This window comes from Paenibacillus mangrovi (assembly GCF_022898935.1).
Classification (GTDB): Bacteria; Bacillota; Bacilli; order Paenibacillales; family Paenibacillaceae; genus Paenibacillus_AQ; species Paenibacillus_AQ mangrovi.
Window position 1 is genome coordinate 105,543 of record NZ_JALIRP010000004.1, and the last position, 25,401, is coordinate 130,943.

The window sequence follows — 25,401 nt, forward strand, 5'->3', positions numbered from 1 at the left end:
GATTGTAATGATTAAGCTAACGGGACACTATAGCTAAATAAAATAACTAAAACGCGGCTACCGACATGAAGCGGCAGTCGCGTTGCCGCAGGTAATTTCGCCTTCAGGATGATATGCTGAACCCTATCATAAATAACGGCAAGTTTTGAATCATATTTGATTTATACTGAGGATTTCACGAATATTCATTACAAACCGCCTGCATCTCTCGCTGTGTAGAATGAGGGGAAAATCGGACGATAATTCATCTCGTCTCTTATTCGGGTCGTGTCTACGATCATATCAAATGGGTTAAACTCACTATGCGAGACTTCTGCCGCGTATTGACCGGAGTGCCCGTGAAACTGAATCAACTCGGCAACGGAGATAGGAGCATCATCGGCAACATTATAGACGCGACCATCTATGCCTGGAGTGGAGGCAGCGAGCAGTAACGCTTGGCTTACATCCGCATGATGCACCATATGGAGCCGTTTGGCTGGATTCCACGTATTCATGATAGGGAGAAATTCGTAAATGTGCGGATCTCCCTCTCCATAGACGAATGCAAGACGTACTATTCGTAGCCCCAAACCCTGCTCAACGTGAAGTTGGAATAGCGCTTCTTCGGCAGTCGCTTTGGTTTGAGGATACAGAAATGCAGGCCGCAAGTCGTCATCTTCACGGTTTGGTCTCAATTGGCCACCAGAACCGTATACCAGATTGGTGCTGGCAAACACAAACCGCGGAACTTCAGCCATTATTGCGGCGTTCGCTAAGGCAATGGTAGCATGGATGTTCGAGTTTTTTGCCGTTGCCTCATCTACACCACGGAATTGGGCAGCGAGGTGTATGACGACATCCATGTTACGAAGCGTTTCCTCAAGTTTGTCTGCCTGCATCAAATTCCCTTCGACAATTTCGGCACCTTGCAACGGATATGATTCCGCCTTCGCGACGTCGCGAATTAATACTTTAACGTGATGACCACGCTGCAACAATCTAGGGACCAAACGACTCCCAACTTTACCTGTAGCCCCGGTGATGAAAATATTCATTCTAATTCCTCCTTTGATTTGCTGGTGCTATACTTGAAGAGTAGCGTATTACGGAATCCATTGCCTTCCTGCGTTTATCGTATGATTGGCAGTGTCAGGATAAGGGGAGATCCACAGTGGATGAGATCGGTTCAAACATATCGTTAGGGGAATTCTTACGGGCTCGTAGGCAACGTCTTACTCCGGAGGAAGTGGGGCTGCTCTCATACGGTCGGCGCCGAACACCGGGACTAAGGCGGGAAGAAGTGGCCCAGCTTGCCCACATCGGCACATCCTGGTATACCTCGTTAGAACAGGATCGAGATGTAAGTCCGTCGGAGGAAGTGCTGGATAGCTTGGCTGTTGCGTTGCGATTGACCGTAGATGAACGCCGTTATCTTTATATGCTTGCAAAACCTAAGGAATCGAGGGAAGAAAAGAGTCAGGAGGTAAGTATAGGAATTGAGCGGATGGTCAGGTCACTTGAACCAAACCCTGCAGTCATATTGGGGAGAGGTTGGGATTTACTCATGTGGAACAAGGCGGCTGAGTTGTTATTTCGATTACCGGCATTCTCTAAGGAAGTACTGAGTCGACCCAATTGGATGAGGCGTTTTTTGACGGATTCTTCGCTTAGAGTAAACAATACGGATTGGGGAGCCAAAGCGCAGGTGATGATTGCCCGGTTTCGTGCGGATTATGCACACTTCCCTAATGATGTAAGATTTAAAGAGCTTATAGAGGAATTTATGCATATTAGCGAACTGTTCCGCGAAACCTGGCTGCGGCATGATGTTCAGATCGCAGCCGATTGTCATAAACATTGGAACGACCCTCGTATCGGCGAGATGGAGTTTGAACATGTGGTTCTGCACCAACCAAACGATCCGGTGATGAAGATCATGATCTATACCGCGTCAACGGATACGGCTGCGCGTTTGCATGAACTACTTGGTACCCGGGAGCATTGAGAAGTGATGGAAACTTGCCGTTACAGACATCGCGGGGAACCGTATCATTTTTAAAGTTAGATCATTGCGCTAATGGGACACTATAGCTTAATACATAACTAAGACGCGGCTGCCGACATGTATCGGCAGCCGCGTTGTGCCAACGGGCAGGAAATGCTCAACAAAAAGTGGAAATATATTGTATCGATTACAGGGCTATATAGGAGCTGATATTGATATGATTCGTGAAGCTGTACGGTCTAACAGGGATCAACTGTACGCGCTTTATCGTATGTTAGTACCAAATAGTAAAAAAATGAATGTTCTAGAAGAACAAATTGACACGATTAATAGAGAGGGTTGGCTTCCAAGAACTTGGAAATATGTTTGTATGGTGTAAGTCGTTATCTTGACTAGCCTAATAAGAACTGGCTAATGCCAAACTGATGTTTGCCAACGTATTCAAAATTGACGGAAAGCAAGGAGGTTATTGAATGGTTAATGTTTTTGCTGTGGCTGATATTATTGTCAATCATATTAAGACTCATTACCCCCAAGATGTTGCTATCGTTGGATATTACGGATCATACTTGCAAGGTAGAGCGACGGAACGATCTGATTTGGACTTTTTCTTCATTCCGGCTACAGACAAAGGAAGACAAGTGGAATGTCAGTTTATAATCGACGGTATAAGCTTTGATTTTTGGCCAATCGCATGGGAGCGTGCTGAAAGAATGGCAACATCTGAAGAGTGGAGTACTACGATTATAGCAGACTGTGAACTTTTGTATGTACGATCAGATAATGATTATGCTAGATTCATGGGTCTTCGAGAGACGATATCCCACATGGGGGATGACTCCAAAGTGTCTACAATGATCAACAAAGCTGAATCTGTATTAACAGAATGTCTTATTAGCCTGGCTAAAATGCGAATCTCCGAAAACTCTAAGGAGCTATCATATTGTCGAACTCAAGCTCAAGAGATAGCGGGAAACATCTTTAAGTCTCTTGGATTTTTAAACCAAATTTACTACAAGCGCAGTTGGGGTCACTATCGTGAACAGGTCAGAAGTCTCCCCATTAAGCCTGACCAACTGAATGAATACCTTGACACCATGATGTTCAGTTCTTCTCCAGATGATATTATATCGGCGTGTGAGAAACTGACTGCAAATACTCTTCGCCTTATATCGGAGCGTCAAAACAGTCAAGAAGAGATTCACTCTTATAAAGAGCGAATGAAGGGGTATTACGAAGAAGAAAGGGGGATGATGAACAAGCTGCTAACCGCGTGCGAAAAGGGCCATTACGAAACAGCTTTTTTTGTTGCTATAGGTGTACAAGACGGGCTAGCCCGAATATTGTACGCTGCTGAAAAAGGACGTTGGCCTAGTATTGTTGACTTAGGCGAGCATCGAGAGTTTTACGTTCGCTATGGTTATCCAGATCTTGTCACTCTGCTCGATCCAACAAATTTCGAACCGTTAAGAATAGCCGTTCTGCAGCTTATAGAAAAGTTGGAGATTCACCTAAAAACAAAAGGAGTATCTTTGAACAAGTTCAACACTGTTCCTGAGTTCGAATCATTTTATATAAACAGAGGGTAATTACATTGTTTCAGTTGTTTTTGCTACAAAGCTATCGATGGACCATAACGTACCAATGAGGGCATTTTTCTAAACTCGTTGTTAAGCGAACGGGAAACGATAGTGCAATGTGCAACAGAAAAGACAGCGATCACTTAGATCAGGAGAATTTAATAACGGTGGCGCAGTCCTTCTTCCGGAACTTGTGATTCGAAATTCAACGACTAAACTCACATTATCAAAATAAATTTTAAATGATGATTGCGCTTTCACAAGAGTATGAATTATAATTTTCAGGAAAGCGCTTACCTCGAATTTAATAAGAGTTAAGGAGGCTATATGGTAGATCCACCAAGAGTTATGATTACCGCCCATACGGGTTGCGGGGACGCACCGGACAATTCGATGACCTCCTTCCTCGAAGGTGCGACGAGCGGCTATGGTTGAAGTGGACATTCGTTCCACCAAAGATGGCTTCGCGATTCTGCTGCATGATGATTCTCCTCTACTTCAAGCCTATACATACGAACATTTGAACACTCAAGATGTACGCCGTAAGATGAATCCGGGTTATGAACACTATGAAATTCCTAGCCTGGACGAAATATTGAAGGTTTCTGAAGCTTATGAGATCACGTTCAACTTGGATATCAAGGACAGTAAGAGCGTCGTACCTACATTACAGTCGATTTCTTGATTACAAGCTCAGCATCGGGTATACATTACAGGATGTTCTGATGACGGATCGATACCATACGGAACGAATCGCGCTTTATCTTGAGGTTTTTTACAAAATATCAATACAAGAAGGACTTGCATTTAACATTTCCAATTTATGATAAAAAAGTAATCCTTATGAAAGGGGTGAGCATATAACCTAACGCGTCATTCCATTCCACCGTATTAGCCGCAGATAGAACCGTATTTACCTTCGAAAACCATATATTGCATGCTCGCGTTACGCATTATTTTGTGACCCACTAACACAAGAGAAGGTGATCTGTAAGCCATGCAAACTCGGGTGAACACTTCGGTTGCCACTTCTAAGTCATCCAAACTCTGGAGAAATATACTGCTTCATAAGTATCTATACCTCATGTTACTGCCTTGCCTCCTTTTTTTTATCATATTTTCATACATCCCGATGACAGGATTGATTCTTGCCTTTAAAGAGTTCAAATTTAACCAAGGCATTCTCGGGAGCCCTTGGGTTGGATTTAAGTATTTCGAACGGTTTTTCAATGATTACCAAAGTACGATGCTTATTAAGAACACGTTGATTATCTCATGCATGAAGCTTTTCATCGGGCTTCCATTTCCCATCATTTTAGCGCTGATGTTCAACGAAGTGAAGAATCGTTATTTTAGGAATATTGCACAGAGCATATCTTACTTACCACATTTCTTATCCTGGGTTGTCGTCGTAGGCTTGACGCAAAGACTTCTTGCGCCTGATAACGGGTTGCTTAATCAAATGATTTCTTTCTTCGGCGGAGACGGCAGCACGTTCTACATGATGGAACCGCATTTTTTCTATCAAATTATGTTCGGGAGCCACATCTGGAAATCGATCGGATGGGATTCAATCATCTACTTGGCAGCGATTGCCGGCATTAATCCCGATATGTACGAAGCTGCGAAGATGGACGGAGCCAGCAGGTGGAAAGAGATGTGGCATATCACGTTGCCATCGATCAAACCGACGATCCTCATTCTGTTTATCTTATCGTTAGGTAACATATTATCTGCGGGATTCGATCAGCTGTACCTCTTAAGAACACCAGGTAATATGCACCTCGCGGAAATATTAGATACATATGTCATTCGGGTAGGACTTCAAGGCGGGCAATATGGTTATGCCACGGCCGTTGGTCTCATGCAAGGGGTGATCGGATTAATACTTGTCGTTGCCGCCAATCGGATTTCTAAGAAAGTTTCGGACACTTCGTTATGGTAGCGATACCAGATTGAACGTATCATGAATTACTTCTTTTTTCGGAAGAATGCATATGCGATTTTCAAAAAACATGAAAAGAGGGATGATGCAATGCTTAGAAACAAGACGTGGTTCAAAGTACTCTCCATACCCCTGATGGCTTCCATGCTCCTCATGGGGTGCAGCGGTAATGACACATCGACGCAGTCAAACGACAACACACCCAACGATACGGTAAATGTTGCGAAAGACCCGGCTAAACCGGCTACCTGGATCGCTGATCGCAAAGTAAAGGGCCTCGTCTTCATGGGCACGGATGACTATACGGAAGATATGAATGCAGAAATCAAAGCCAAACTGAAAGAACTAACAGGCATTGATCTGGAAATCGAGATCATGGTTGCGGATCACTCCATCGATGGCCTTATCGCAGGATTAGCTTCGAATGATTTGCCGGATTTCGTTACGTTCTATTTGAACAATAGCGGACGTCCGGAAATGCCTGTCGTCCTCAAGGCTGCGCGAGAAGAAATGTTCACGGATTTAACGCCATTGATGAAAGACACGAAAATATACAGCAAGTATCTTGAAGACGAATATCTGCCCCTAGATACGAAATATGGCGTCATGTTCCGCCCAGAATTCAACGGTTCCTCTTATTTCGTTCACATGAACGTGGCAAGACAAGGAGGCTATGCGACGCGTAAATATGCAGGGGGACCCTATATTCGCAAAGATATTGCAGAAGCATTGAACATCGACCCAAGAACCATTAATACGACAGAAAAACTATATGATCTCGCAAAGAAAATCAAAGCGGGCAACTTTAAAGACAAAAATGGGAAAGATGTCGTGCCGATCGGTCCATCCTATTGGGGTGGTAAGGAGGTCGGAGCATTGTTTAATGATTTGGAATGGGGAAGTTCTGACCAACGGATTTATAAGGGCAAAGACGGCAACATCTTGCATGAAAGTCAAACCGAATTTGCGCTAAAAAAAGTGGAATATGTTCAAAAGTTGCTGAACGAGAAGCTGCTCCATCCCGAATTCTTCACCATCGATGAAAGTCGTGCAACTGAAGGCGCACTTAACGAGACATGGGGAATCATCGGAGATACGCATAACTATCAAGAATACAACAGAGACATGCACTATTTGCCTTTAGGACCCATTGATGCTGTGGATCATCCATATCAAATGCAAGTCAATTACAAATCAGGTTATTCCGCATGGGCAATCCCGGCGACGACCAAAGATCCACAAGATATCATGAAACTTGCTGATTTTCTTGCTAGCCGTGAAGGTAAACTGTTATGGCAGTATGGTCTTGAAGGTAGAGATTATACGCTGGATGGGAAGGGAAATCCTCTGGCGAAAAAAGAAATCCTTGATTTGAAGCAGAGCAATCCAGATGAAGCGAAGAAACTTGGATTTGCCGGTGTATCTAACTACTGGGGAGAACTGCTCGGTGGTACGGATATCGACCGAATGGCTGATTTCGGTGAGATGGAGTATGGCGATGCTGTAGCTCCGGAAGTGAATGCAGGTGCTCTGAAGATTGCAGATTACTGGGGCTGGGATGAGAAACGCAAGAACGCCAGTATTGTCGATGGGTATACGCCGTTATCGTTCATCGGTGATTTCGAACATGGAACGGAACTGAAAGCTGCGTTCGAAAATTACGATGATAGCTTGATTCGAGCCTATTACGCCAAGAACACCGTCGAAGCGAAGAAAATTCTGGATTCTGCATCCAAGCAATTGGAAGCGACAGGCTTGCCATCCTTCCTGGAGCTGCTGAAGCAAAAAGACGCGGATCCCAAAACGCATCTGAAATTCTAGTCATTAGCGTGGACTCAGGCCGGTTTTGTCCGAATCTCGGTAAAGCCGGCCTCCACGATCTTGTTGTATAAGGAAAGGGGGATACGAGTAGTGAAGGAGTTTTATAAGACGACGCTCGGGGAAAAGATCTTTAAAGTCGTAATCTACTTGCTCATCACGTTATTGTGTTTATCCATAGTTCTTCCTTTTTTAAATATATTTGCTCTTTCCTTTAATGCCGGTAAAGATGCAGAGCGTGGAGGAATCTACTTCTGGCCTCGGGTATGGTCGCTGCAAAATTTTGCCGAAGTTCTTACGTCGGCTAATATCCTCACCGCATTTGGAATATCCTTGTTTAGGACCTTCCTTGGAACGATTGCCAGCGTATTTCTCACAGCAATGGCCGCTTATACCCTGAAGAGTAAAACGATGCCCGGCGTTCGATTCTTTACGTTGTTTATCTTTTTTACGATGTTGTTTAGCGGCGGCATCATTCCGTATTATATGCTCCTGAAATCCGTACATTTGACGAACACGATTTGGGTGTATGTGATTCCGTCCTTGTATAGCGCTTGGAATTTAATCATTATGCGTACCTTTTTCCAACAAATTCATGAGAGTCTCGAGGAGTCTGCAAGAATCGATGGGTATAACGACTTCTCCATTTTTATACGGATCATTATGCCGCTAAGTAAGCCCGTCATTGCGGTCATCGCGTTATTTAACGCTGTAGGTCATTGGAATGATTGGTTTACGGGAGCATTCTACGTCAGATCGAGTGACCTTCGCCCGCTCTCGACTTTACTTCAAGAGATGTTAACGCGCGCGGAAGCCATGCGAAGCAAGCTGGAATCAGCAGCAGGGATGAGCCAATACGAAGCGCTTGAGAAAATGCAGGTGACCGGGGATTCCATGAAGATGGCTACGATTATCATCGTTGTCGCACCGATTATTCTGATCTACCCATTTATACAGAAGTATTTTGCCCAGGGTGTCATGATCGGTTCGATTAAAGAATAATTCATTGGAAAAGGAAGGATCGATATGAGAATATTGAACCCCTACGATAAGCAAGGAACATGGCACCGGGGCAGCTTCCACAATCATACGAACAATAGCGACGGTTGGTTCCCGCTCGAAACCGTATATCAGATGTATGGAGATTATGATTTTCTTGCCATTTCGGATCATGACAAAATAACGAATGTGGAAGGGAAACGCAAGATTGAAACGGTATTTGAAGCCATTGAGGTAAGCAGTCGGAAATCCCACATGTTATTGGTACAACCGCCTCATGCCATGATGGAAAAGTACAGGAATGAATTCACGATCGATAATTATCAAAGGTATGCCGATGCAACGCTAGACCATGGCGGAATTTGTGTCTTAGTTCACCCGAACCGCTATTTCTCTAACTTCTGGACACTGGAAGATATGATGGCTATGGAGCGCTATACCGGGGTAGAGGTTTATAACGGGGACGGAAATATCGAATACGATATCGCTTTTGACAAATGGGATGCGCTCCTAACCGCTGGCCGGAAAGTCTGGGGATTCGGAAATGATGATTCCCATGTGTATGGGCAGGAGAAGCAAGCCTGGAATATGGTGCTGGCGGAAGAAAACACGCAAGAAGCCATTCTGCAGGCTATCAAAGAGGGGCGATTCTATGTTTCAACAGGGTTTGGGTTCGAATCCATCAAATGCGCTCAGAATAAGATCATTATCGATTTGAAATCCAATGCGTTGCTCGACAAAATGTATACATATGTTACGTTGTTCGGTAGCGGAGGAAGAGTGCTGCATGAAGTAACAGGCAGAACGAAACATATTGAATACGAATGCCAAGGCGATGAAGGGTATGTACGTGTCAGTGCCTATATCGAAGGTGGCTATGCGGCATTCTCTCAACCTTTGTTCTTGGAGGAGGATTAATTTTAAGTTCAAGATTAGGATGAGGAAGATGACTGTAAAAATTAAGGACGTAGCCATTCGTGCGGGCGTATCTACGACAACCGTATCGAGAGTGTTGAATGGCGAAAAATATGTCAGGGAAGATCTCAAGAATAGAGTGAATGAAGCGATTCAAGATTTGGGCTACGCGCCGAGCCAGATTGCAAGAAGTTTGGTTCGCAATAAAACCAATCTGCTTGGCGTTATCGTACCGGATCTGACTTCAAGTTTTTACGCAACGATACTGAGCTCTATCGAACAGACAGCGACCTTCAATGAATACAACTTGCTCGTATGTAACATTAGTGAAGATATCGAAAAAGAGTATAAATACTTGAATATCTTCAAAGAGATGCGTGTCGAAGGCATTATCATCATGCACGAGAAAATTAATGAGAAAATTCGCGAGTTTATAATTAAATTAGATATTCCGGTTATTTTCTCGAGCGTCAAGCCGATGGATCAATCTTTTATTTCGGTCATTGTCGATGATTACACAGCTGCATACGATGCAACGAAGTATCTGATCGAGATCGGGCATGAACGGATTGGATTTATCGGGGGAGACCTGCGGGATATCACGTCAGGACAGAATCGCTATAGCGGTTATCGGAATGCTCTAAGCGATCATGGGATCAAAATCGTCCACGAGCATATTCGATTTGGTGATTATAAAGTGAAGAGCGGTTATGACATGATGGGCGAACTCCTTCGTTATAAGCACCAACCTACGGCCGTCTTCGCCGTCAGCGACGATATGGCGATTGGAGCCATGAATTGTATCGCTGACCACGGATTACGAGTGCCTGAGGATATTTCCGTGATGGGCTTCGACGGAAGCCAATTGACGGAATTGGTTCGGCCAAGAATTACTTCCATGGAACAGCCTATCCATCATATGGGTAAGGTTACCGTTGAGACGTTGCTCCAGCTGATATCTGGCGAGATCCAACAGGAAGTAGACATTATATTAGGCCACCGCTTGGAAGTGCGAGACAGCTGCAGAAACATATAAATGAACTCAGGCGAGAAGGCGTGTTTCCGCGGGAAGAGACAGGGAGAGGGTTACGTTGAAAACATATGATGCCTTTGTGATCGGAGAGGCAAACGTAGATTTGGTGATTGTCGGCTGCAACCAATTGCCGCTTCCGGGACAAGAGATATTCGTCTGCGACATGAACCAACATGTCGGAGGCGGCGCGGCATTGTTCAGCATGACGCTTGCCAAACTGGGTAAGAAATTAGCTTTCAAAGGAATCGTAGGCACAGATTATTACGGACAATATATCCTCGAACAATTCAGCGAGTGTGGTATCGATACCAGATTTATCGAACGAAACGATCGGAATAAAACAAGGATTTCGATCGCGATTAATCCCGAGAACGATCGCTCCTTCATTTTATATGCAGGGACGAATGCTGAGCTTCAAGTTGAGCATGTTGCCATCGAAGACCTCATGCCATCCCAGCTTTGTTCATGTTTGACATTAATGTCATCCTCCATTTCGATATTACTAATACAATAAAAAATCAGATATAGTTGTTTAAACTGAAACTGGACATGTGGTCGAATTTCCCGAAATCGATGAAGGATATCTGGCAACATGTGCACTTCAACTAACGGGAAACGATAGCTTAATAAATAACTAAAGGGAGGCTGTCGGCATAGATCGACAGCCTCGTTGCGCTAACGGCAGATTAGCGCAATAACCAAGTTGATTTCCATTACTAACGATGGCTTGTATAATAATCTTTATTAATCGAAAGCCCCACATTTCATAATGGAAAGAAGAGAGTCAGAGAGGAGAAGAAGTGGTGAATCTTGAAAGACTTATGGCCATTACTATCTTGTTATTGAATCGAAAACGGGTGCAAGCGCAGGATTTGGCCGACCGATTGGAAGTGTCTTTACGGACAATTTACCGCGATCTGGAACGATTGAATATGGCAGGTATCCCGATCGTTTCTTATACAGGTGGAGAAGGTGGCTTCGAAATCATGGAGAGTTTTCGCCTGGACAGGCAGATGTTATCAATGGATGAGCTCGCCACGCTCACGACTGCCTTGCATGGACTTCAATCAGCAAAAGCATATAACGGCGGGAAACTTGACGTATTATTGGAAAAAGTCGGCGCATTAGTGTCGAAAGCAGAGGGGAAGGGTTTCAATAAGACGGAACCCGTCATGATCGACCTAAACCCTTGGCGAAAGAGTCACGCCGAGAAGTTAAAATACGAAGCATTGAGCAAAGCCATCGAAGAATCCAAGGTGGTTGTCTTCACTTATACAAACATGCAGGGAAATGAAACCGAGCGGCGGATTGAACCGATGGGTCTTGTTTTGAAGGGGTATACCTGGTATTTGTACGGCTTCTGCTTACAACGAAACGATTTCCGCAACTTCAGACTTTCGAGGATCCGCGGATTATCAGTGCTCCATGACAAGTTTGAGCGACGGGCGGTTTCTTTATCTGAATTAAACGAGCAATGGGGCCCAAAGCGCGAAGATAACATGATCGATTTGGTTCTCAAATTCAATGGGGTTTCAAAAGTTCAAGCCGAAGATCATTTCGACGAGTCCGAAATCGAACGGCAGTCCGATGGGTCGTTAATCGTACGCGTACATTACCCGGACAACGACTGGTTGATTGGCTTTCTGCTCAGTTTTCGAACAGGGGTGTTCGTGGTAGAACCCACGAGAATCGCTACTGCTGTAAAAAAAGCCGCGATAGAAATCAGCGAAATATATCGGGGTTGTTGACAGCCCGTTGTCAACAAGGATGGATTACCATAGGTTCAAGATCATGCTTCAAGCCATGATCCGAACATTTGAGGAGGTAATCCGAATGAGTAAGATTGAACAACAACTTGAGGGCATCGCTAGCAACGATAACATCGATATCAAACCTTTCCGAATCCATATTCCTGAGCAATCGATAGACGACTTACGTGAGCGCTTGGCACGCACCCGCTGGCCTGACGAATTAGACGGAGTTGACTGGAATTATGGTGTACCTGTCCATTATCTTGCCGAACTCGCAGAATATTGGCGGACTGGGTACGACTGGCGAAAGTATGAAGAAACGTTGAACCGATTTCCGCAATATACAACTACGATTGACGGACAACAAATACACTTCCTCCATGTGCGATCTCCTGAACAAGGCGCCATACCGCTGATTCTTACCCATGGTTGGCCGGGGTCCATTATCGAATTTATCAATATCATCGGTCCGCTAACCGATCCAAAGGCGCATGGCGGTCGATCGGAGGACGCTTTTCACGTAGTCATCCCTTCGATTCCAGGCTTCGGATTGTCCGGTCCGACGACGGTACCTGGTTGGAACACCAATCGTGTAGCAAAGGCGTGGGCGGAACTGATGAGTCGTTTGGGCTACGATCGCTTTGGCGCTCAAGGAGGAGATACGGGAGCAATTATTTCTCCAAAACTAGGATCCATTGCGCCGGACCGTGTTATTGGCATTCATTCTAACGGGTTGACCACTTTCCCTATAGGAGATCCTTCGGAAAGCGTGGGTTTGACCGATGCGGAAATGGACCGATATAAAAGGTTAACCTCTCATGGCTTTGAAGCCTCGGGCTATGCCGTCATTCAGGCAACGCGTCCGCAGACGCTTTCGTATGGCCTCACGGATTCGCCAGTCGGACAGTTGGCATGGATTATCGAGAAATTTAAAGAATGGACCGACCCTTCCTTTTCGCTCCCGGAAGAAGCAGTAGCTCGCGACCTGCTGCTGACTAACGTATCGTTATATTGGTTTACCGGGACTGCGGGGTCCTCGGCTCGTATTTACAAGGAAGATTCAGTGTCGTGGGGGGTACCAGGGCCGCGAACTTCCGTTCCGACAGGCGTTGCCGTATTTCCGAACGATTCTTCGATTCGGCGGTTGGTCGAACGAGATCATCATGTCGTGCAATGGTCGGAATTTGACAGAGGTGGCCATTTCGCAGCACTTGAAGCGCCGGACTTGTTAATCGAAGACATTCGAGCTTTCTTTAACAAGCTACGCTAATTTCATTCCAAACCAGTAAACGAAAGGATGTATATTGAATGCAATTAAAAGGAAAAGTCGTCATTGTAACAGGTGGAGGCAGAGGAATCGGAAAAGCAACGTGTCTATTATTGGCTGCGTGAGGCGCAACGGTCGTTGTCAGCTATTTAAGTAATCACGGAGCCGCGGAATCCGTCGTACGCATCTTGTCGTAGGGATCGACATAGCCAAGGAGACACATGTGGCACAGGTTACGAACTACCGTGGAATCGTGCTCACGAATCGGCACCTGTCGTTTGGTAACACTATCGAGGGATTTGAAAAGCTGCAGCGGTGGATGGAGAGCTTACAGGAAAAGCACCGTTGCGGGATACAGCCATCCTCGGATCCGAACTGAGGTTATCCGAAGTAGCATGAATTAATATTGAGGATTTGGATATGAACAAAGATCAGGTGCGCCCATCATATGTCCATATGCGTATGCTTATTTTTCTGGAGAAAGTCTACGCTTCAAGGAAGAATATTTCTACGGTGACAACCTGTGGAGAATAAGAGGGACTAATTCCTCCTATAGGAGCACCATTAATTATATGGGATCATTTAGAGTACTTTGCAGACCAAATTGTCAGTCATCAAATGTCGAGGGACAAGAACTTGTACCGATTACCGATTAGACCAATATCTAATTATTATTCAACAGCCATTTCATTAAGCTACCGGGCAGAATAATTCCAATATGTGGTATCATATTGATGAGTAATAAAGTAGTCTGATAAGGGGGAGGTATGGTGAAGTATTGGACATATATTGGTGTGTTCTCATCACTAGGAGCTATAGCACTATGGATAGTTCATAACTTCATTAACCCATACAATCCTGAACCAGCTAGTAATGATGTTTTAGTAAGAACGGCATATTCCTTTTAGCCCCTGGTCACTCCCTATAAGCCTTTACTTAGCGATGACGCCTAGTGTATTTAAGTTGTTTATAGTTACTTCTTTTTGCTACCTTTTTACTGGGATACTGATGAGGAAGAATATTACTCAGAGTGGTTTACGCTAACCGGACACTATAGCTTAATAAAATAACTAAAACGCGGCTGCCGGCATGGATCGGCAGCCGCGTTGCGCTAACGGGCAGGGTGATTCCAATATATGGTATATTAAGATAAGGGATTTGAACAAGGGGGGACAATGTTGAGGGAAATAAAGCATACAGTTAAGAGTCCTACAAGGATTAGAAGCATTATAGGCATGATTGTTATTATATTGACTCAATCTATTCTTGTATTTAGATCATGGGATCATAGAGGTGTATTCTACGCTTCGTTAACGGTGATTCTTCTATGTTTAGTTGTACTGTTACTCGCATTCTACAGAACATTTTTCAAGAAACCAACTGAGTTATGCCTATCCAATGAGCAAATCATATTAAATGGGAATATTATTAATTCGAGGGATATTAAAGTGATAATGACCATGGGGTACTTTAAACCTGTTATCGGGATATTACCTTACAGGAGGAGAATCGTCCCAATGGATATGGCATTTAGGTATTTAAAGGATGAAGATGGAGGTACCTCAGATTTAAAGAGTTGGGCAAAAATGAACAATGTAAAGATGGTCAATAAATCGTTTCAAACGTGGATATAAGTATATTACCTAGCACTATTCGGTACGATTTTTTTCTTATTCGGATGATGGGCTTAATTAGGATGACATAATTGTTCGTTAAGCTCCCTCGATATGATTCAGTTTCCTCACTCAGACTCATGAATTCGCAGGATTTCACCCTAGATTAAGATGAGAGAAGAAGACATGGAGGAGCTTGTGGCTGGACTGAAATGGAAAGGGGCATGCGCAAATAAAGGTCACTTTATGTCCTTTCATTAGCCCAACATTAGCAGTCGATCTAGTCCGATGCCGCTGATCAAGCACCGCTCCTTTTTGCTACCGAGCATTTGATTCATCCAATCAACAAATCCACCATCGCCAATTTCCATTTTTTCATGTTCATTTTCCATATATATCTTGAAATTGATACCTTGGTAATACTTATTGTCATCATTGTCATAGTTAAGAGAAAGCGGCGTGTCAGGAAGCATGGTTTGCACAACTTCGGTCATACTTGCAAAGAAGCCATCGCCGTCTGTATAGCCGCCTCTTTTTCGCATAACGATTGATAGTTTTGCGTTGTATTTTTCTCGGAGTAGCTCTTTATAGAAAAGGAAGTGCTTTGTCAGTAGTTCTTTTTCACAGATGTAAGAACCACTATCTTTACCCGAAGATACCAAACAAAATAGACCAAAATTAGCTAAAAATCCTCTCCCGGAAAATGCTTGTGCTCTAACAACTCTTGCAGTTGTAGCATAGTGCAAAGGAAGAATATTGTTTTCTGTCCTGCTCTTTAATTTATCAGCTATAATAATTGCCAACATGTTGGAGGGATCAGAAAGTGTTTCCGTCCCGCGCAATGCACTTACCACATTGTACTGGTCTACGCATCCAAAAACACTACAACTACCAAGAGGCGCTGATGGTGAAAGTAGAACAGTTTCTATGTCCATTTCCTTCGCTGCTGTTAATAGCTGTGTTTCTAATGCATGAAATTTAGCTGGACTAGCGTCGCTGGGGGTAGAAAACCGGTTGGATTGAAATGTTTTTAAGACATCCGCAGGAGTAAATTTATCCGTTTGTTTTTCAAAAAGCCCTAGAAGTAGAGAATTTAGGTCTGCTTTTGACAGGGAAAGAAGTTTATCTAATAATTCTGGATCGCCAATTTGTTTCAAAATCCTATTTATAATTGTACTCATGAAAACCACCCTCATCGCGATGTGTATGTTATGTATCTAATTATAGACTATATAGGAACGTATATAATGGTCAAGTGACCCAAAAACATACTTAAAGCCGAACCAAACTGAATCACGGCAGCTTTTCCACATACGATTCCATCTTTGCTAGCTTTTTATTTTAGGAATAGTCCTAAGAAGCCCGTAAGATACATTGCAAAAGCAAGCATGCGAGGAATAAAGGAGACAGACGAGAGTGTTCCAACTTATGTGTAGCTTATGTCTGCACATTTGTTGTCATTGCTTTGCAGATCAAAATATAAACGAACCTACCTTTTGGGGAAAAGTTGGGAATCCAATACAGTGAAGATGTGCTCGGGCCTTTAACGGTTAATGCCGGCATTTTCAATTACAATCATGCAGATGGTGGTTCAATTCAGTTGAACATTCGCTTCCCATTAAATAATGATTACCAACATACGATTGAAATGATCACGAAAAAAGCTGAGACCTGCCATTTCACAATCGCTGATGCGCAGCAATTCTCTACACATTATATCCCTGCCGATCATCCAATGATTAAAACACTACAATCGGCTTATCAATCGATTACAGGGGATGAACCCACACTTTTAACATCGGGCGGGGCAACGTATGCGACGTTAATGAAAAATGCGGTGGCTTACGGTGCGCTTTTCCCTGATAAGGTAGATAGCTCTCACCAAATTGATGAATTTATAGAAATCGATGATTTAATCAAAGCGACAGCCATCTACGCCAAAGCATTATATGAATTAAGCCACTTATAAAATCAAAGATGTTTTTTTCTGATGTTTGCAAGACGCTTTTTCTTGTTGGCGTACAAAAGATGGAGTACAACCCAAAGAGGAATCGGACAATGTTCTTGTCATTTTAGGTAGATAGATGTCAAAGATACAGCCAATACGCATACGGGACACAATAGCATCATGACGAACAGGCTGCTGGAATCATTAGCAGCCCGTTCAGCTAAAGGGCAGGATAGTTGAAAATATAAAATCCGTGTCAGAGATAACGCTATTGACAATTCAACTACTACGTGTTACTTTATAGCTGTAGTAAGTAACACTGCATACCAGTCGTACAGAATAGTGAAGGGTGATTGAATTGGAAAACTTAACGGAAATGCTCAAAGGCGTGCTTGAGGGCTGTGTCCTAGAAATAATAAGCCGCAAAGAAACCTACGGCTACGAAATCACGCGGACGCTGAACGCTCTTGGCTTCACAGATGTTGTGGAGGGAACGGTGTACACCATCCTGATCCGGCTTGAAAAAAACAAGTTGGTGGAGATCACCAAAAAGCCCTCCGAAATGGGACCGCCGCGAAAGTTTTTCGCGATCAATGACGCGGGGCGCGAGGAACTACGGAAGTTCTGGGAAAAATGGGAGTTCGTATCATCAAAAATTAACGAGTTAAAGGAGAAAAAACAATGAATTTTTGGGAAAAAATCACCGGCAGTGATATGACTAAAGAATTCAAAAGTTTTGAATCGCGAGTCAAAAAGCTACCGGCTGATTATCAAGCGGCATGGAAAAAAATTAATGCCAATCTTTGGCCGCACTCAGATTTCACCGGTCGAAACCTCATACCAATTCTTGACGGTGTGCTTGTCCTGCTTGAGGAAGCGGCGGAGGACGGTCAGAGTGTCCAAGAGGTATTGGGTGATGATATCAAAGGCTTCTGTTCGGCGCTGGCCGGCGAAGAAGGGGCAAAGTCTTATCGCGACAAGTGGCGTGAGCAACTCAACAATAATATCGCTAAAAAATTAGGCAAATAGGAGGATAAAATGAGAATACAAGATATCATCCAAGGCAAAAAAGAGTGGAGAGCGCACGTGGCACGTGTCAAAGCGCTCCCGCGAGATTATCAGATTGTTTATAAAGAGATTCAAAAATATCTCTTTAAGGTTGGCCCTGTGGAACTAACCGAAGGTACGGGTTTGCTATCGGGGATTATCGATCTTTTTGAAGAGGGCGCAGCCTTGGGGAAAGGCGTACTCGATGTGACGGGCAGTGACGTTGCAGCTTTCTGCGACGATCTAATCAAAGATTCCAAAACTTACGCTGACATCTATCAAGAATCTGTTAACCAAGAAGTTAGCAAGGCCATGAAAAAGGTTACGGATAAAAAAAAGTAAAAGGGGGATAGCGGGATGGAAAAAGCAATTGATGTGAAAGGTCTGCGAAAGTCTTTCAAGGACACAGAAGTCCTAAAGGGCGTCGATTTTGAAGTGAAGCGAGGTGAGATTTTCGCCCTGCTTGGCTCCAACGGCGCGGGCAAGACGACGATTGTTAGAATCCTCACCACGCTGCTCAAACAGAACGGAGGCACCGCCACCGTAAACGGCTTTGACGTCGCGTCAAAGCCGTACCATGTGCGGCAGTCGATTAGTTTGACCGGGCAATTTGCCGCGGTTGACGAGATATTGACCGGGCGGGAAAATCTGATCATGATTGCCAAACTGCGGCATCTGGATCATCCGCGTCAAGTTGCGGACGATTTGCTGAAACGTTTCGGCTTAACTGACGCGGCCGACCGTAAGCCATCTACTTATTCAGGTGGTATGCGCCGTAGGCTCGACATCGCCTTGAGCCTTGTGGGCAAACCGCAGATCATTTTCCTCGACGAGCCAACCACCGGGCTTGATCCCGAGGCACGTATAGAGGTTTGGAAGATTGTAAAGGAGCTTGCCAACGGCGGCACGACAGTATTCCTGACCACGCAGTATCTAGAGGAAGCTGAGCAGCTTGCCGACCAAATTGCCATTCTGCACGAGGGCAGGATTATCGCCAACGGCACGCTCGCGGAACTGAAAAAGCTGTTTCCATCCGCAAAGGTTGAGTATGTTGAAAAACAGCCGACATTGGAGGAAATATTCCTCGCAATCATCGGTAAAAAGGAGGCCATGTAAATGGAGACGGCAAAAAACCATTTTTTCAGCGACATGAGCGTGATGCTCGGACGTTCCATGCGCCATATTTTCCGCAGTATGGACACCATCTTCACGGTCTGCATCACTCCGATTGCAATGATGCTGCTATTCGTCTATGTGTTCGGCGGCGCAATCCAAACCGGTACGGATAACTATGTGAACTACCTATTGCCTGGTATACTGCTTATGGCTATTGCCAGCGGGGTGGCTTACGTGGCTTACCGCCTGTTCTTGGATAAGCAGCGGGGCATCATTGAGCGTTTTCACTCCATGCCGATTGCGCGTTCCACCGTGCTGTGGGGGCACGTGCTGACCTCAGTGATATCCAACGTCATTTCTGTTGTCGTCATCATACTCGTAGCGCTCATTATGGGCTTTCGTTCGCCCTCCGGGGTACTGTCTTGGCTTGCCGTAGCCGGTATACTTGTGCTGTTTACGCTGGCTTTGACTTGGATCGCGGCTATTGCCGGACTGTCCGCAAAAACGGTGGAGGGAGCAAGCGCCTTTTCCTATCCTTTAATCTTCCTGCCGTTTATCAGCTCGGCGTTTGTACCGACCGAGTCGATGCCGAGAGCCGTTCGCGCGTTTGCCGAGAACCAGCCGGTGACGTCTATCGTAGAGGCCATCCGTGCACTATTGTCAAATCAACCGGTAGGCAATGATATCTGGGTCGCTTTAGCGTGGTGCTTAGGGATAATGATCGTCGCATATCTATTTGCGATGCGCGCATACAAACGGAATGCAGCTTAATGTTTGTATGTATTATAATGAAAGTGATCAATAAAAACATCAAGTAAAGGGCCATCCACATTTCAAAGCGCTAGCTTCATCAGTTTTGCTCGTTGAAATCAATCCCGTCGCAGTGAAGGGATGTTCTATCACTCCTTTTATATCGAAGTAAGGAGTATTAAATATAATTAGGGAGCAGACTGCCACGGGTGGCCTGTTCTCTTTTTTATTGGAGTAGGCGTCAAATCGTGGATGCCGTCGAGCTAACGGAACACGTTTGTTGAATAGCCAAGGAGGAGATTACTGCCGTAGCTGCTCCCTGTATTCATTGAAGTAACGAGCAGATTTGCTCAACAATTCCAAGATTCCTAGAGCCCAAATATCAGTTTTATGGATTATAATGGAATTCTCCAGAATTACTGAAGAGGTCTTTATTGTGTCTTACCCGTTTGATTGCATAAGTGATTTTATGTTTTTTTAAACCGAGATAAAGATATCGGATGTAATATTAATACCTGGCGCGAGTCATCCTCAATTAATTGAAAGGGCTGCAATGTTATTTCACCAGGGGATTCTTGAAGGTTATACAACAACGAGGAGTACAACCCAAGAATGTTGTTCTGGTCTGCAAGAATTACCATGCACGGAGAGCGCTGTTGACTTATCAATTTGTATTTTCGAGGGACCGGTATTAATAAGCTACATAATGAACGAGCTTGAGAAGGTTGGGAAATATTTCAGACCTGCTATTTATCGTCTTGGGTCAGATAGTGAGTTACGCTAACGGGACACTATATCTAAAACGCGGCTGACACCGGTATGATCGGCAGCCGCGTTGTGCTAACTATAAAATCAAACTTAGCTGACCCAATCCGGAAGAATCGGATCGACAAGTTGCAACTGCTTAAACGTAATCGTCAAAAACCATCAACGAGGCTGCGTGCTGGAAATTGTGTATAACTATATAGGATTATATAACGGAGGTGGAGAAATGAGAGTTTTAGTTGTTGAGGATGAAATGTCCTTACAAAAAGCTTTGTGCAATGGGTTGAAAAAATATGGTTATGCTGTTGATCCGGCAAACGATGGCAAGCAAGCTTTGGAGCTTATCGATATATATCCATATGATTTGGTTGTGCTCGATCTGAATCTACCTAAAATGAACGGAATGGATGTTCTCAAAGAAGTTCGAAAAACGAATAAGGGGCTTCGGGTGTTGATTTTATCCGCAAGAGCGGAAGTCGAGGACAAAATTTCCGGGCTTGATGCCGGAGCAAATGATTATCTGTCAAAACCCTTTCATTTCAAAGAGCTTGAGGCCCGTATACGCGCATTGCTCCGCCGGGAGTTTATTCAAAAGGATTCTGTCCATATGCATGAAAATGTTAAGATCAATACCGCTCTGAAGTATGTTACTGTGAATGAACAAAAGGTTGAATTGACAAAGAAGGAATACTCCATACTTGAATACCTCTTTATGAATAAAGACCGAATCGTGAGCGCCGAAGAGCTGATTGAGCATGTTTGGGACAGCGAGGCGGATTTGTTCTCCAACTCTTTCAAGGTACATATCAATTCCTTGAAAAAGAAACTGGCAAAATATATCGGGGATAAGGAACTGATTAACAACACCAGAGGGCTTGGATATTTCATCACTAAGGAGTTTGCTGATGATACTACTAAATAAGTTCCCCCTGCGGTTAAGGCTTACCATTTTGACTACGGTTGTTCTGACCACCATCTGTGTACTGCTGACGACTTCATCTGTTTTTACGGCGCAAAAAATGTACGCGGTACCTGCTGAAGACTATAATTTCAATACAACACTGTCGAATCTATCTAAGGAGCCACCCGCAACTGATAGAATAAACAATAATTTCACTTACGCCAGCGTCGCTTATATGTTCATTATGATCGTATTAGGTACGGCCGCCTCTTATTTCGTCGCCGGAAAGACGTTAAAACCGGTCGCCGATCTAACCAAGCGTATTGAAACTATTGACGAAAACAAGCTGTTCCAGCGCCTTGAAGGTTTTGACACGAATGACGAAGTCGCAAGGCTCGCAGCGTCCTTTAACCATATGATTTTGAAATTGGAGAAGTCATTTAATCATCAAAAACAATTTGCGGCAAATGCCGCCCATGAGCTAAAAACGCCACTTGCCGGTATTATTGCGAATATTGAGGTGTTACAACTGGATAAAAATCCTTCTGTTCAGGAATATAAAGAGGTTTTGGACGATACCCTTACAAACGCTCAGCGACTGAGTACCCTGGTATATGATTTGCTGAAGATGAATAACGCCATTAATGCTGATATCTGTGAAAGTTTTGATGCGAAAGATATGTTTGAAGATATTATTTTGGCATTATCGGAAAACAGCAAAGTTAAAAATGTCCTCATAAAAAACAATATCTCAGATATTATGCTATTCGGTGAAAAAGTGCTTTTACAAAGGGCTTTCTTTAATCTTGTTCAGAACGCCGTGAAATACAATAAATTGAACGAAGAAGTTGTGGTTACAGCAGCACAGAATGATGATTTTGTGACTGTCAATATCAAGGATAACGGGATAGGCATTCCTGAGGAGGAATTGGAAAGTATCTTCGAGCCATTCTATAGAATTGACACCTCCCGTTCTAGGGAATTGGGAGGCAGTGGGCTTGGGCTTTCCATCGCAAAAACCATCATAGAAAAGCACAACGGAGAAATTTTATTTGAGAGTGAAGTTGATGTTTTTACAAAAGTAACAGTTATACTGCCAAAAAATTAACCGTCATTTAACCTTGCCTAAGTTATCGTGAGTATCAAGGTTATTGGTACAGGATAGCCGGTTAAGGAGGCAAAGCGATGACTTTTAAACAGACAATAAACACAGAGGCCGATGGCTTCGCGAAATTGGTGCGCGCAGAGTGGACTAATTTCCTAAAAAACCGCGGCTTGGTGATCGGAATTGTAAGCGCGGTTCTACTCATCATGCTACCCGGTCTGTTCATCTCTGTCACCAGTTCGAACGGAGGTGGCTCTCCCCCTATTCTGGTGGGGCCGGATGGCGAAGCGGTGACCGATAAGTTCTACTTTGTGCATAGGTCGCTGACGAGAGACGGCAGTATCACGGTCCGGCTGACCTCAATGACGGGCCGGATCAAGGAACCTCCACCTAGTGGCACGATCGGACCTGGCCCCAATCCCGTGCCAGGGATGGTACCATGGGCGAAGGCCGGTGTCATGATCAAGGACGGTGTTCGCCAGGGTGCACCGTATGTGGCGGTAATGGTCACCGCCGAGCATGGTGTGCACATGCAGCACAACTTCACCCACGACACGGCTAGTCGGCCGGGTGGCGTTTTGGAGAACTCTCCTCGCTGGCTGCGGCTCACCCGCGAGGGGGACATGCTGATCGGCTACGAGTCCTTTGATGGTAAGCAGTGGATCAAGATCGACACGGTTCAGATGGATCTGCCGGACATAGTGCAGATCGGAATGTTTGCTGCTTCCCCCGGTGACCTCAGGTTCGACGGTGTCGGGTATGCGGCCCGCTTTAGTGAGGTCACTGCCGTCTTCGACCAGGTCAACCTACATGGCCCATGGAGCCGTGACGATGTGGGCGTCGACATCGAACCCGATGGGAAAACGCTGCATCACCCAGGCAGGGTGGAGGAGTCTGGTAGTCGGTTCGCAGTAACGGGAGTTGGTGACATCGCGCCGCAAACTGGAACTAATGGTAACTGGCGTATTGAGCAATTCCTTATTGGTGTGTTATTCGGGCTGATAGCAGTGATTATTGTGGCGGTGCTGTTTGTCACCACCGATAATCGACGAGGCTTGACTCGCAACACTCAACCTGCGAGTACACGGCAAGACCGGGTGCTCGCAGCGAAGGCAATTGTGCTGGGTACCGTCACGTTTGTTGTCGGGCTGGCTGCCGTTATAGTTACAGTTTCACTATGCAGGCAAATCCTGCTCTCAAACGGAATTCAAATACTTCCTATAACTCTGTTTACCGAGTTGCGTGTAATACTTGGTACCGCTGCACTCCTCGCCGTAGTTGCTATTTTTTCACTCGCACTCGCTGCCTTATTCCGGCGTAGGATTGTGGCGGTGATTGCCAGTATTGCGGCAGTCGTCCTCCCCTATATCCTTGCTAACGTTCTGCACCCGGGCGCATCACAGTGGCTGTTAAAACTCACCCCAGCTGCTGGGTTCGCGATCCATCAGAGCTTAACGGAGTACCCACAGGTAATTGGCGCCTATGTACCGCAGATGGGATATTACCCGTTGACACCATGGGCTGGCTTTGCTGTGCTTTGCGGTTACACTGCGCTGGCTTTCGGTCTGACCGTCTTCATGCTGCAACGTGAACAGCTGAGGCAGGTTTTCACAAGGATATAAAGAATATTTCAGGGTCTAAATGAGGATATCTTGTACAGTCAACCTTTGGACCGGATAGCTAGCAGAAACACTACAGAAGCCGGAATTCCTTAGCGTACGGAAATTCCGGCATTTTCCTTATAATTGCTTAGCGTACGGTTTCCGCGTTTTATTTGCGATAAAAGTGAGGCTGGTGCAGCCAGAGTAGGATTAATCTCCCATGAATGCTTCTCGAAAGGGAGCGACAATCTGTGATGCACCGTGGTCGTTGGAGTCAGACTAACGGATGGGCTCTATGGCACCATAGTTCATCGACGGGACTGCCCCCTGTTTGTGAGACAGGGATCAAAACACCTTTCAAGTCTAAGCAGCCAGTCTTCGGAAATGAACCGGGACTGGTGGGGTAACTAACTCTTATTGCCAATGCAAAAACAACTCCAGGGTTGTCTCCATATCTTACGACATGGTTGCATTCTCTTGAAGGTGTTTTAATTTGTCTCACGTTATGGGGTCAGTCCCCTTTGATGTATTGGGGTTTTACCGGCGTTCTTTCTATGCTCGGTATTTTACTTCTGAAAGAAGAACTTCTTTACAAGCTGCTGATCCCCATGAAGGCAGCGGATTAGTTTGATGAAGAACCCCTTTACAATTCAAGTTTTTTAGGTATAATTTAATTAGAATTCTAACTATCTAACTATAGGAGGGGCGTAATGATGAAAGTAAGCGAGCATGAGGATTGGCAATGGGATAAAGGACCGATCGGTCGGGTAGTAAAAACAGGCTATATTACGCTCCGCAAAGAAGTGGAGGAGCAGTTAAGACCGCTGGGTCTAACCCATACTCAGTGGAGCGCGTTGGGCGTTATCCGCCATTATCCGGGCATCACGCCATCGCAATTGGAACCTATTCTAATGATCGAGCGGCCGAGCGTTACCAGTTTGATGAACGGACTGGCGAATAAGGGACTCATTATCCGCAAGGATCATCCACAGGATGGCCGATACAAACAAATCTATCTAACGGACGCAGGCCTGAAAATAGCAGAAGAGACAAAGCATTTTACTGCTTTAGTGGAAGAGAGGGTTAAGGAAGGGATGACAGCTGCTGAGTTTGAATCCTTGAAGACGCTCCTTGTGAAAATGGTCGGTATATTTCAAAAGGAGTAACGTTTTTTTACTCATATAGTTAGAATTCTAATTAATTAATAGAAGAGGCTATAAAATAAAAAAATGGATGCGTGTGATTGGTGCGACGGTAACT

Annotated in this window: 24 protein-coding genes; 22 read left to right on the forward strand and 2 right to left on the reverse strand. The window is 44.7% G+C overall.

Annotated features, from left to right (window positions below; genetic code table 11):
* Positions 1 to 188 precede the first annotated feature (188 nt).
* Positions 189 to 1,037: an NAD-dependent epimerase/dehydratase family protein gene (locus MUG84_RS11150; RefSeq protein ID WP_280521278.1), complete on the reverse strand. Its 849-nt coding sequence runs from the start codon at positions 1,035 to 1,037 to the stop codon at positions 189 to 191.
* Positions 1,038 to 1,153: 116 nt separating this feature from the next.
* Between MUG84_RS11150 and MUG84_RS11155 the strand changes: the two genes are divergently transcribed.
* From MUG84_RS11155 to MUG84_RS11210, 12 genes are all read left to right on the forward strand, one after another.
* Positions 1,154 to 1,987, forward strand: coding sequence for a helix-turn-helix transcriptional regulator (locus MUG84_RS11155; RefSeq protein WP_244725098.1), 834 nt, complete (start codon positions 1,154 to 1,156; stop codon positions 1,985 to 1,987).
* Positions 1,988 to 2,460: 473 nt separating this feature from the next.
* A complete protein-coding gene (locus MUG84_RS11160; RefSeq protein WP_244725099.1) occupies positions 2,461 to 3,576 on the forward strand; it encodes a hypothetical protein in 1,116 nt (371 codons plus the stop codon).
* A 418-nt stretch (positions 3,577 to 3,994) separates the two neighbouring features.
* Positions 3,995 to 4,252 carry a glycerophosphodiester phosphodiesterase family protein gene (locus MUG84_RS11165; RefSeq protein ID WP_244725100.1) on the forward strand — a complete coding sequence of 86 codons (258 nt, stop codon included), beginning with the start codon at positions 3,995 to 3,997 and terminating at the stop codon, positions 4,250 to 4,252.
* A gap of 312 nt (positions 4,253 to 4,564) precedes the next feature.
* Positions 4,565 to 5,512: an ABC transporter permease gene (locus MUG84_RS11170; protein ID WP_244725101.1), complete on the forward strand. Its 948-nt coding sequence runs from the start codon at positions 4,565 to 4,567 to the stop codon at positions 5,510 to 5,512.
* A 90-nt stretch (positions 5,513 to 5,602) separates the two neighbouring features.
* Complete coding sequence (locus tag MUG84_RS11175) at positions 5,603 to 7,333, forward strand: type 2 periplasmic-binding domain-containing protein (protein WP_244725102.1); 1,731 nt, start codon at positions 5,603 to 5,605, stop codon at positions 7,331 to 7,333.
* 90 nt (positions 7,334 to 7,423) lie between these two features.
* The gene (locus tag MUG84_RS11180; RefSeq protein WP_425313193.1) at positions 7,424 to 8,332 is read left to right on the forward strand and encodes a carbohydrate ABC transporter permease; all 909 of its coding nucleotides are present in this window, start codon (positions 7,424 to 7,426) and stop codon (positions 8,330 to 8,332) included.
* Positions 8,333 to 8,356: 24 nt separating this feature from the next.
* On the forward strand, positions 8,357 to 9,247 hold the full coding sequence (locus MUG84_RS11185) for a CehA/McbA family metallohydrolase (RefSeq protein ID WP_244725103.1): 891 nt from the start codon (positions 8,357 to 8,359) through the stop codon (positions 9,245 to 9,247).
* Between the two features lie 28 nt (positions 9,248 to 9,275).
* The gene (locus MUG84_RS11190; protein ID WP_244725104.1) at positions 9,276 to 10,280 is read left to right on the forward strand and encodes a LacI family DNA-binding transcriptional regulator; all 1,005 of its coding nucleotides are present in this window, start codon (positions 9,276 to 9,278) and stop codon (positions 10,278 to 10,280) included.
* A gap of 55 nt (positions 10,281 to 10,335) precedes the next feature.
* A complete protein-coding gene (locus MUG84_RS11195) occupies positions 10,336 to 10,791 on the forward strand; it encodes a carbohydrate kinase family protein (RefSeq protein WP_244725105.1) in 456 nt (151 codons plus the stop codon).
* A 289-nt stretch (positions 10,792 to 11,080) separates the two neighbouring features.
* Entirely contained in the window at positions 11,081 to 12,025 is a 945-nt protein-coding gene (locus MUG84_RS11200; protein ID WP_244725106.1) for a helix-turn-helix transcriptional regulator, read from the forward strand.
* Between the two features lie 85 nt (positions 12,026 to 12,110).
* Positions 12,111 to 13,298 carry an epoxide hydrolase family protein gene (locus MUG84_RS11205; RefSeq protein WP_244725107.1) on the forward strand — a complete coding sequence of 396 codons (1,188 nt, stop codon included), beginning with the start codon at positions 12,111 to 12,113 and terminating at the stop codon, positions 13,296 to 13,298.
* 220 nt (positions 13,299 to 13,518) lie between these two features.
* The gene (locus MUG84_RS11210) at positions 13,519 to 13,674 is read left to right on the forward strand and encodes a hypothetical protein (RefSeq protein ID WP_244725108.1); all 156 of its coding nucleotides are present in this window, start codon (positions 13,519 to 13,521) and stop codon (positions 13,672 to 13,674) included.
* 1,491 nt (positions 13,675 to 15,165) lie between these two features.
* Here the strand turns inward: MUG84_RS11210 and MUG84_RS11215 are convergent.
* On the reverse strand, positions 15,166 to 16,089 hold the full coding sequence (locus MUG84_RS11215) for a hypothetical protein (protein ID WP_244725109.1): 924 nt from the start codon (positions 16,087 to 16,089) through the stop codon (positions 15,166 to 15,168).
* Between the two features lie 326 nt (positions 16,090 to 16,415).
* Here MUG84_RS11215 and MUG84_RS11220 point away from each other — a divergent pair, with 326 nt between their 5' ends.
* The 10 genes from MUG84_RS11220 (at position 16,416) to MUG84_RS11265 (ending at position 25,307) form a co-directional block, all read left to right on the forward strand.
* Positions 16,416 to 16,877, forward strand: a complete 462-nt coding sequence (locus MUG84_RS11220; RefSeq protein ID WP_244725110.1) for a M20/M25/M40 family metallo-hydrolase — start codon at positions 16,416 to 16,418, stop codon at positions 16,875 to 16,877.
* Between the two features lie 355 nt (positions 16,878 to 17,232).
* Complete coding sequence (locus tag MUG84_RS11225) at positions 17,233 to 17,541, forward strand: PadR family transcriptional regulator (protein ID WP_280521299.1); 309 nt, start codon at positions 17,233 to 17,235, stop codon at positions 17,539 to 17,541.
* Entirely contained in the window at positions 17,538 to 17,885 is a 348-nt protein-coding gene (locus MUG84_RS11230; RefSeq protein ID WP_244725112.1) for a DUF1048 domain-containing protein, read from the forward strand. The genes MUG84_RS11225 and MUG84_RS11230 overlap by 4 nt, the downstream gene beginning before the upstream one ends.
* 9 nt (positions 17,886 to 17,894) lie before the next feature.
* Positions 17,895 to 18,245, forward strand: coding sequence for a DUF1048 domain-containing protein (locus MUG84_RS11235; RefSeq protein WP_244725113.1), 351 nt, complete (start codon positions 17,895 to 17,897; stop codon positions 18,243 to 18,245).
* A gap of 15 nt (positions 18,246 to 18,260) precedes the next feature.
* On the forward strand, positions 18,261 to 19,019 hold the full coding sequence (locus MUG84_RS11240) for an ABC transporter ATP-binding protein (RefSeq protein WP_244725114.1): 759 nt from the start codon (positions 18,261 to 18,263) through the stop codon (positions 19,017 to 19,019).
* Positions 19,020 to 19,790 (forward strand): ABC transporter permease, encoded by a 771-nt coding sequence (locus tag MUG84_RS11245; protein ID WP_244725115.1) that lies wholly within the window; start codon positions 19,020 to 19,022, stop codon positions 19,788 to 19,790.
* A 970-nt stretch (positions 19,791 to 20,760) separates the two neighbouring features.
* Entirely contained in the window at positions 20,761 to 21,456 is a 696-nt protein-coding gene (locus tag MUG84_RS11250) for a response regulator transcription factor (protein ID WP_244725116.1), read from the forward strand.
* Complete coding sequence (locus MUG84_RS11255; protein ID WP_244725117.1) at positions 21,440 to 22,543, forward strand: sensor histidine kinase; 1,104 nt, start codon at positions 21,440 to 21,442, stop codon at positions 22,541 to 22,543. The genes MUG84_RS11250 and MUG84_RS11255 overlap by 17 nt, the downstream gene beginning before the upstream one ends.
* Before the next feature lie 77 nt (positions 22,544 to 22,620).
* Entirely contained in the window at positions 22,621 to 24,162 is a 1,542-nt protein-coding gene (locus tag MUG84_RS11260; protein WP_244725118.1) for a DUF1349 domain-containing protein, read from the forward strand.
* Positions 24,163 to 24,851: 689 nt separating this feature from the next.
* On the forward strand, positions 24,852 to 25,307 hold the full coding sequence (locus MUG84_RS11265) for a MarR family winged helix-turn-helix transcriptional regulator (RefSeq protein ID WP_244725119.1): 456 nt from the start codon (positions 24,852 to 24,854) through the stop codon (positions 25,305 to 25,307).
* Positions 25,308 to 25,401: the final 94 nt, after the last annotated feature.

Coding starts and splice junctions, on each gene's coding strand:
- MUG84_RS11150 (WP_280521278.1), bottom strand. CDS start 1,037: ATGAATATTTTCATCACCGGGGCTACAGGTAAAGTTGGGAGTCGTTTG.
- MUG84_RS11160 (WP_244725099.1), top strand. CDS start 2,461: ATGGTTAATGTTTTTGCTGTGGCTGATATTATTGTCAATCATATTAAG.
- MUG84_RS11165 (WP_244725100.1), top strand. CDS start 3,995: ATGGTTGAAGTGGACATTCGTTCCACCAAAGATGGCTTCGCGATTCTG.
- MUG84_RS11170 (WP_244725101.1), top strand. CDS start 4,565: ATGCAAACTCGGGTGAACACTTCGGTTGCCACTTCTAAGTCATCCAAA.
- MUG84_RS11175 (WP_244725102.1), top strand. CDS start 5,603: ATGCTTAGAAACAAGACGTGGTTCAAAGTACTCTCCATACCCCTGATG.
- MUG84_RS11185 (WP_244725103.1), top strand. CDS start 8,357: ATGAGAATATTGAACCCCTACGATAAGCAAGGAACATGGCACCGGGGC.
- MUG84_RS11190 (WP_244725104.1), top strand. CDS start 9,276: ATGACTGTAAAAATTAAGGACGTAGCCATTCGTGCGGGCGTATCTACG.
- MUG84_RS11205 (WP_244725107.1), top strand. CDS start 12,111: ATGAGTAAGATTGAACAACAACTTGAGGGCATCGCTAGCAACGATAAC.
- MUG84_RS11215 (WP_244725109.1), bottom strand. CDS start 16,089: ATGAGTACAATTATAAATAGGATTTTGAAACAAATTGGCGATCCAGAA.
- MUG84_RS11225 (WP_280521299.1), top strand. CDS start 17,233: ATGCTCAAAGGCGTGCTTGAGGGCTGTGTCCTAGAAATAATAAGCCGC.
- MUG84_RS11230 (WP_244725112.1), top strand. CDS start 17,538: ATGAATTTTTGGGAAAAAATCACCGGCAGTGATATGACTAAAGAATTC.
- MUG84_RS11235 (WP_244725113.1), top strand. CDS start 17,895: ATGAGAATACAAGATATCATCCAAGGCAAAAAAGAGTGGAGAGCGCAC.
- MUG84_RS11240 (WP_244725114.1), top strand. CDS start 18,261: ATGGAAAAAGCAATTGATGTGAAAGGTCTGCGAAAGTCTTTCAAGGAC.
- MUG84_RS11245 (WP_244725115.1), top strand. CDS start 19,020: ATGGAGACGGCAAAAAACCATTTTTTCAGCGACATGAGCGTGATGCTC.
- MUG84_RS11250 (WP_244725116.1), top strand. CDS start 20,761: ATGAGAGTTTTAGTTGTTGAGGATGAAATGTCCTTACAAAAAGCTTTG.
- MUG84_RS11255 (WP_244725117.1), top strand. CDS start 21,440: ATGATACTACTAAATAAGTTCCCCCTGCGGTTAAGGCTTACCATTTTG.
- MUG84_RS11260 (WP_244725118.1), top strand. CDS start 22,621: ATGACTTTTAAACAGACAATAAACACAGAGGCCGATGGCTTCGCGAAA.
- MUG84_RS11265 (WP_244725119.1), top strand. CDS start 24,852: ATGATGAAAGTAAGCGAGCATGAGGATTGGCAATGGGATAAAGGACCG.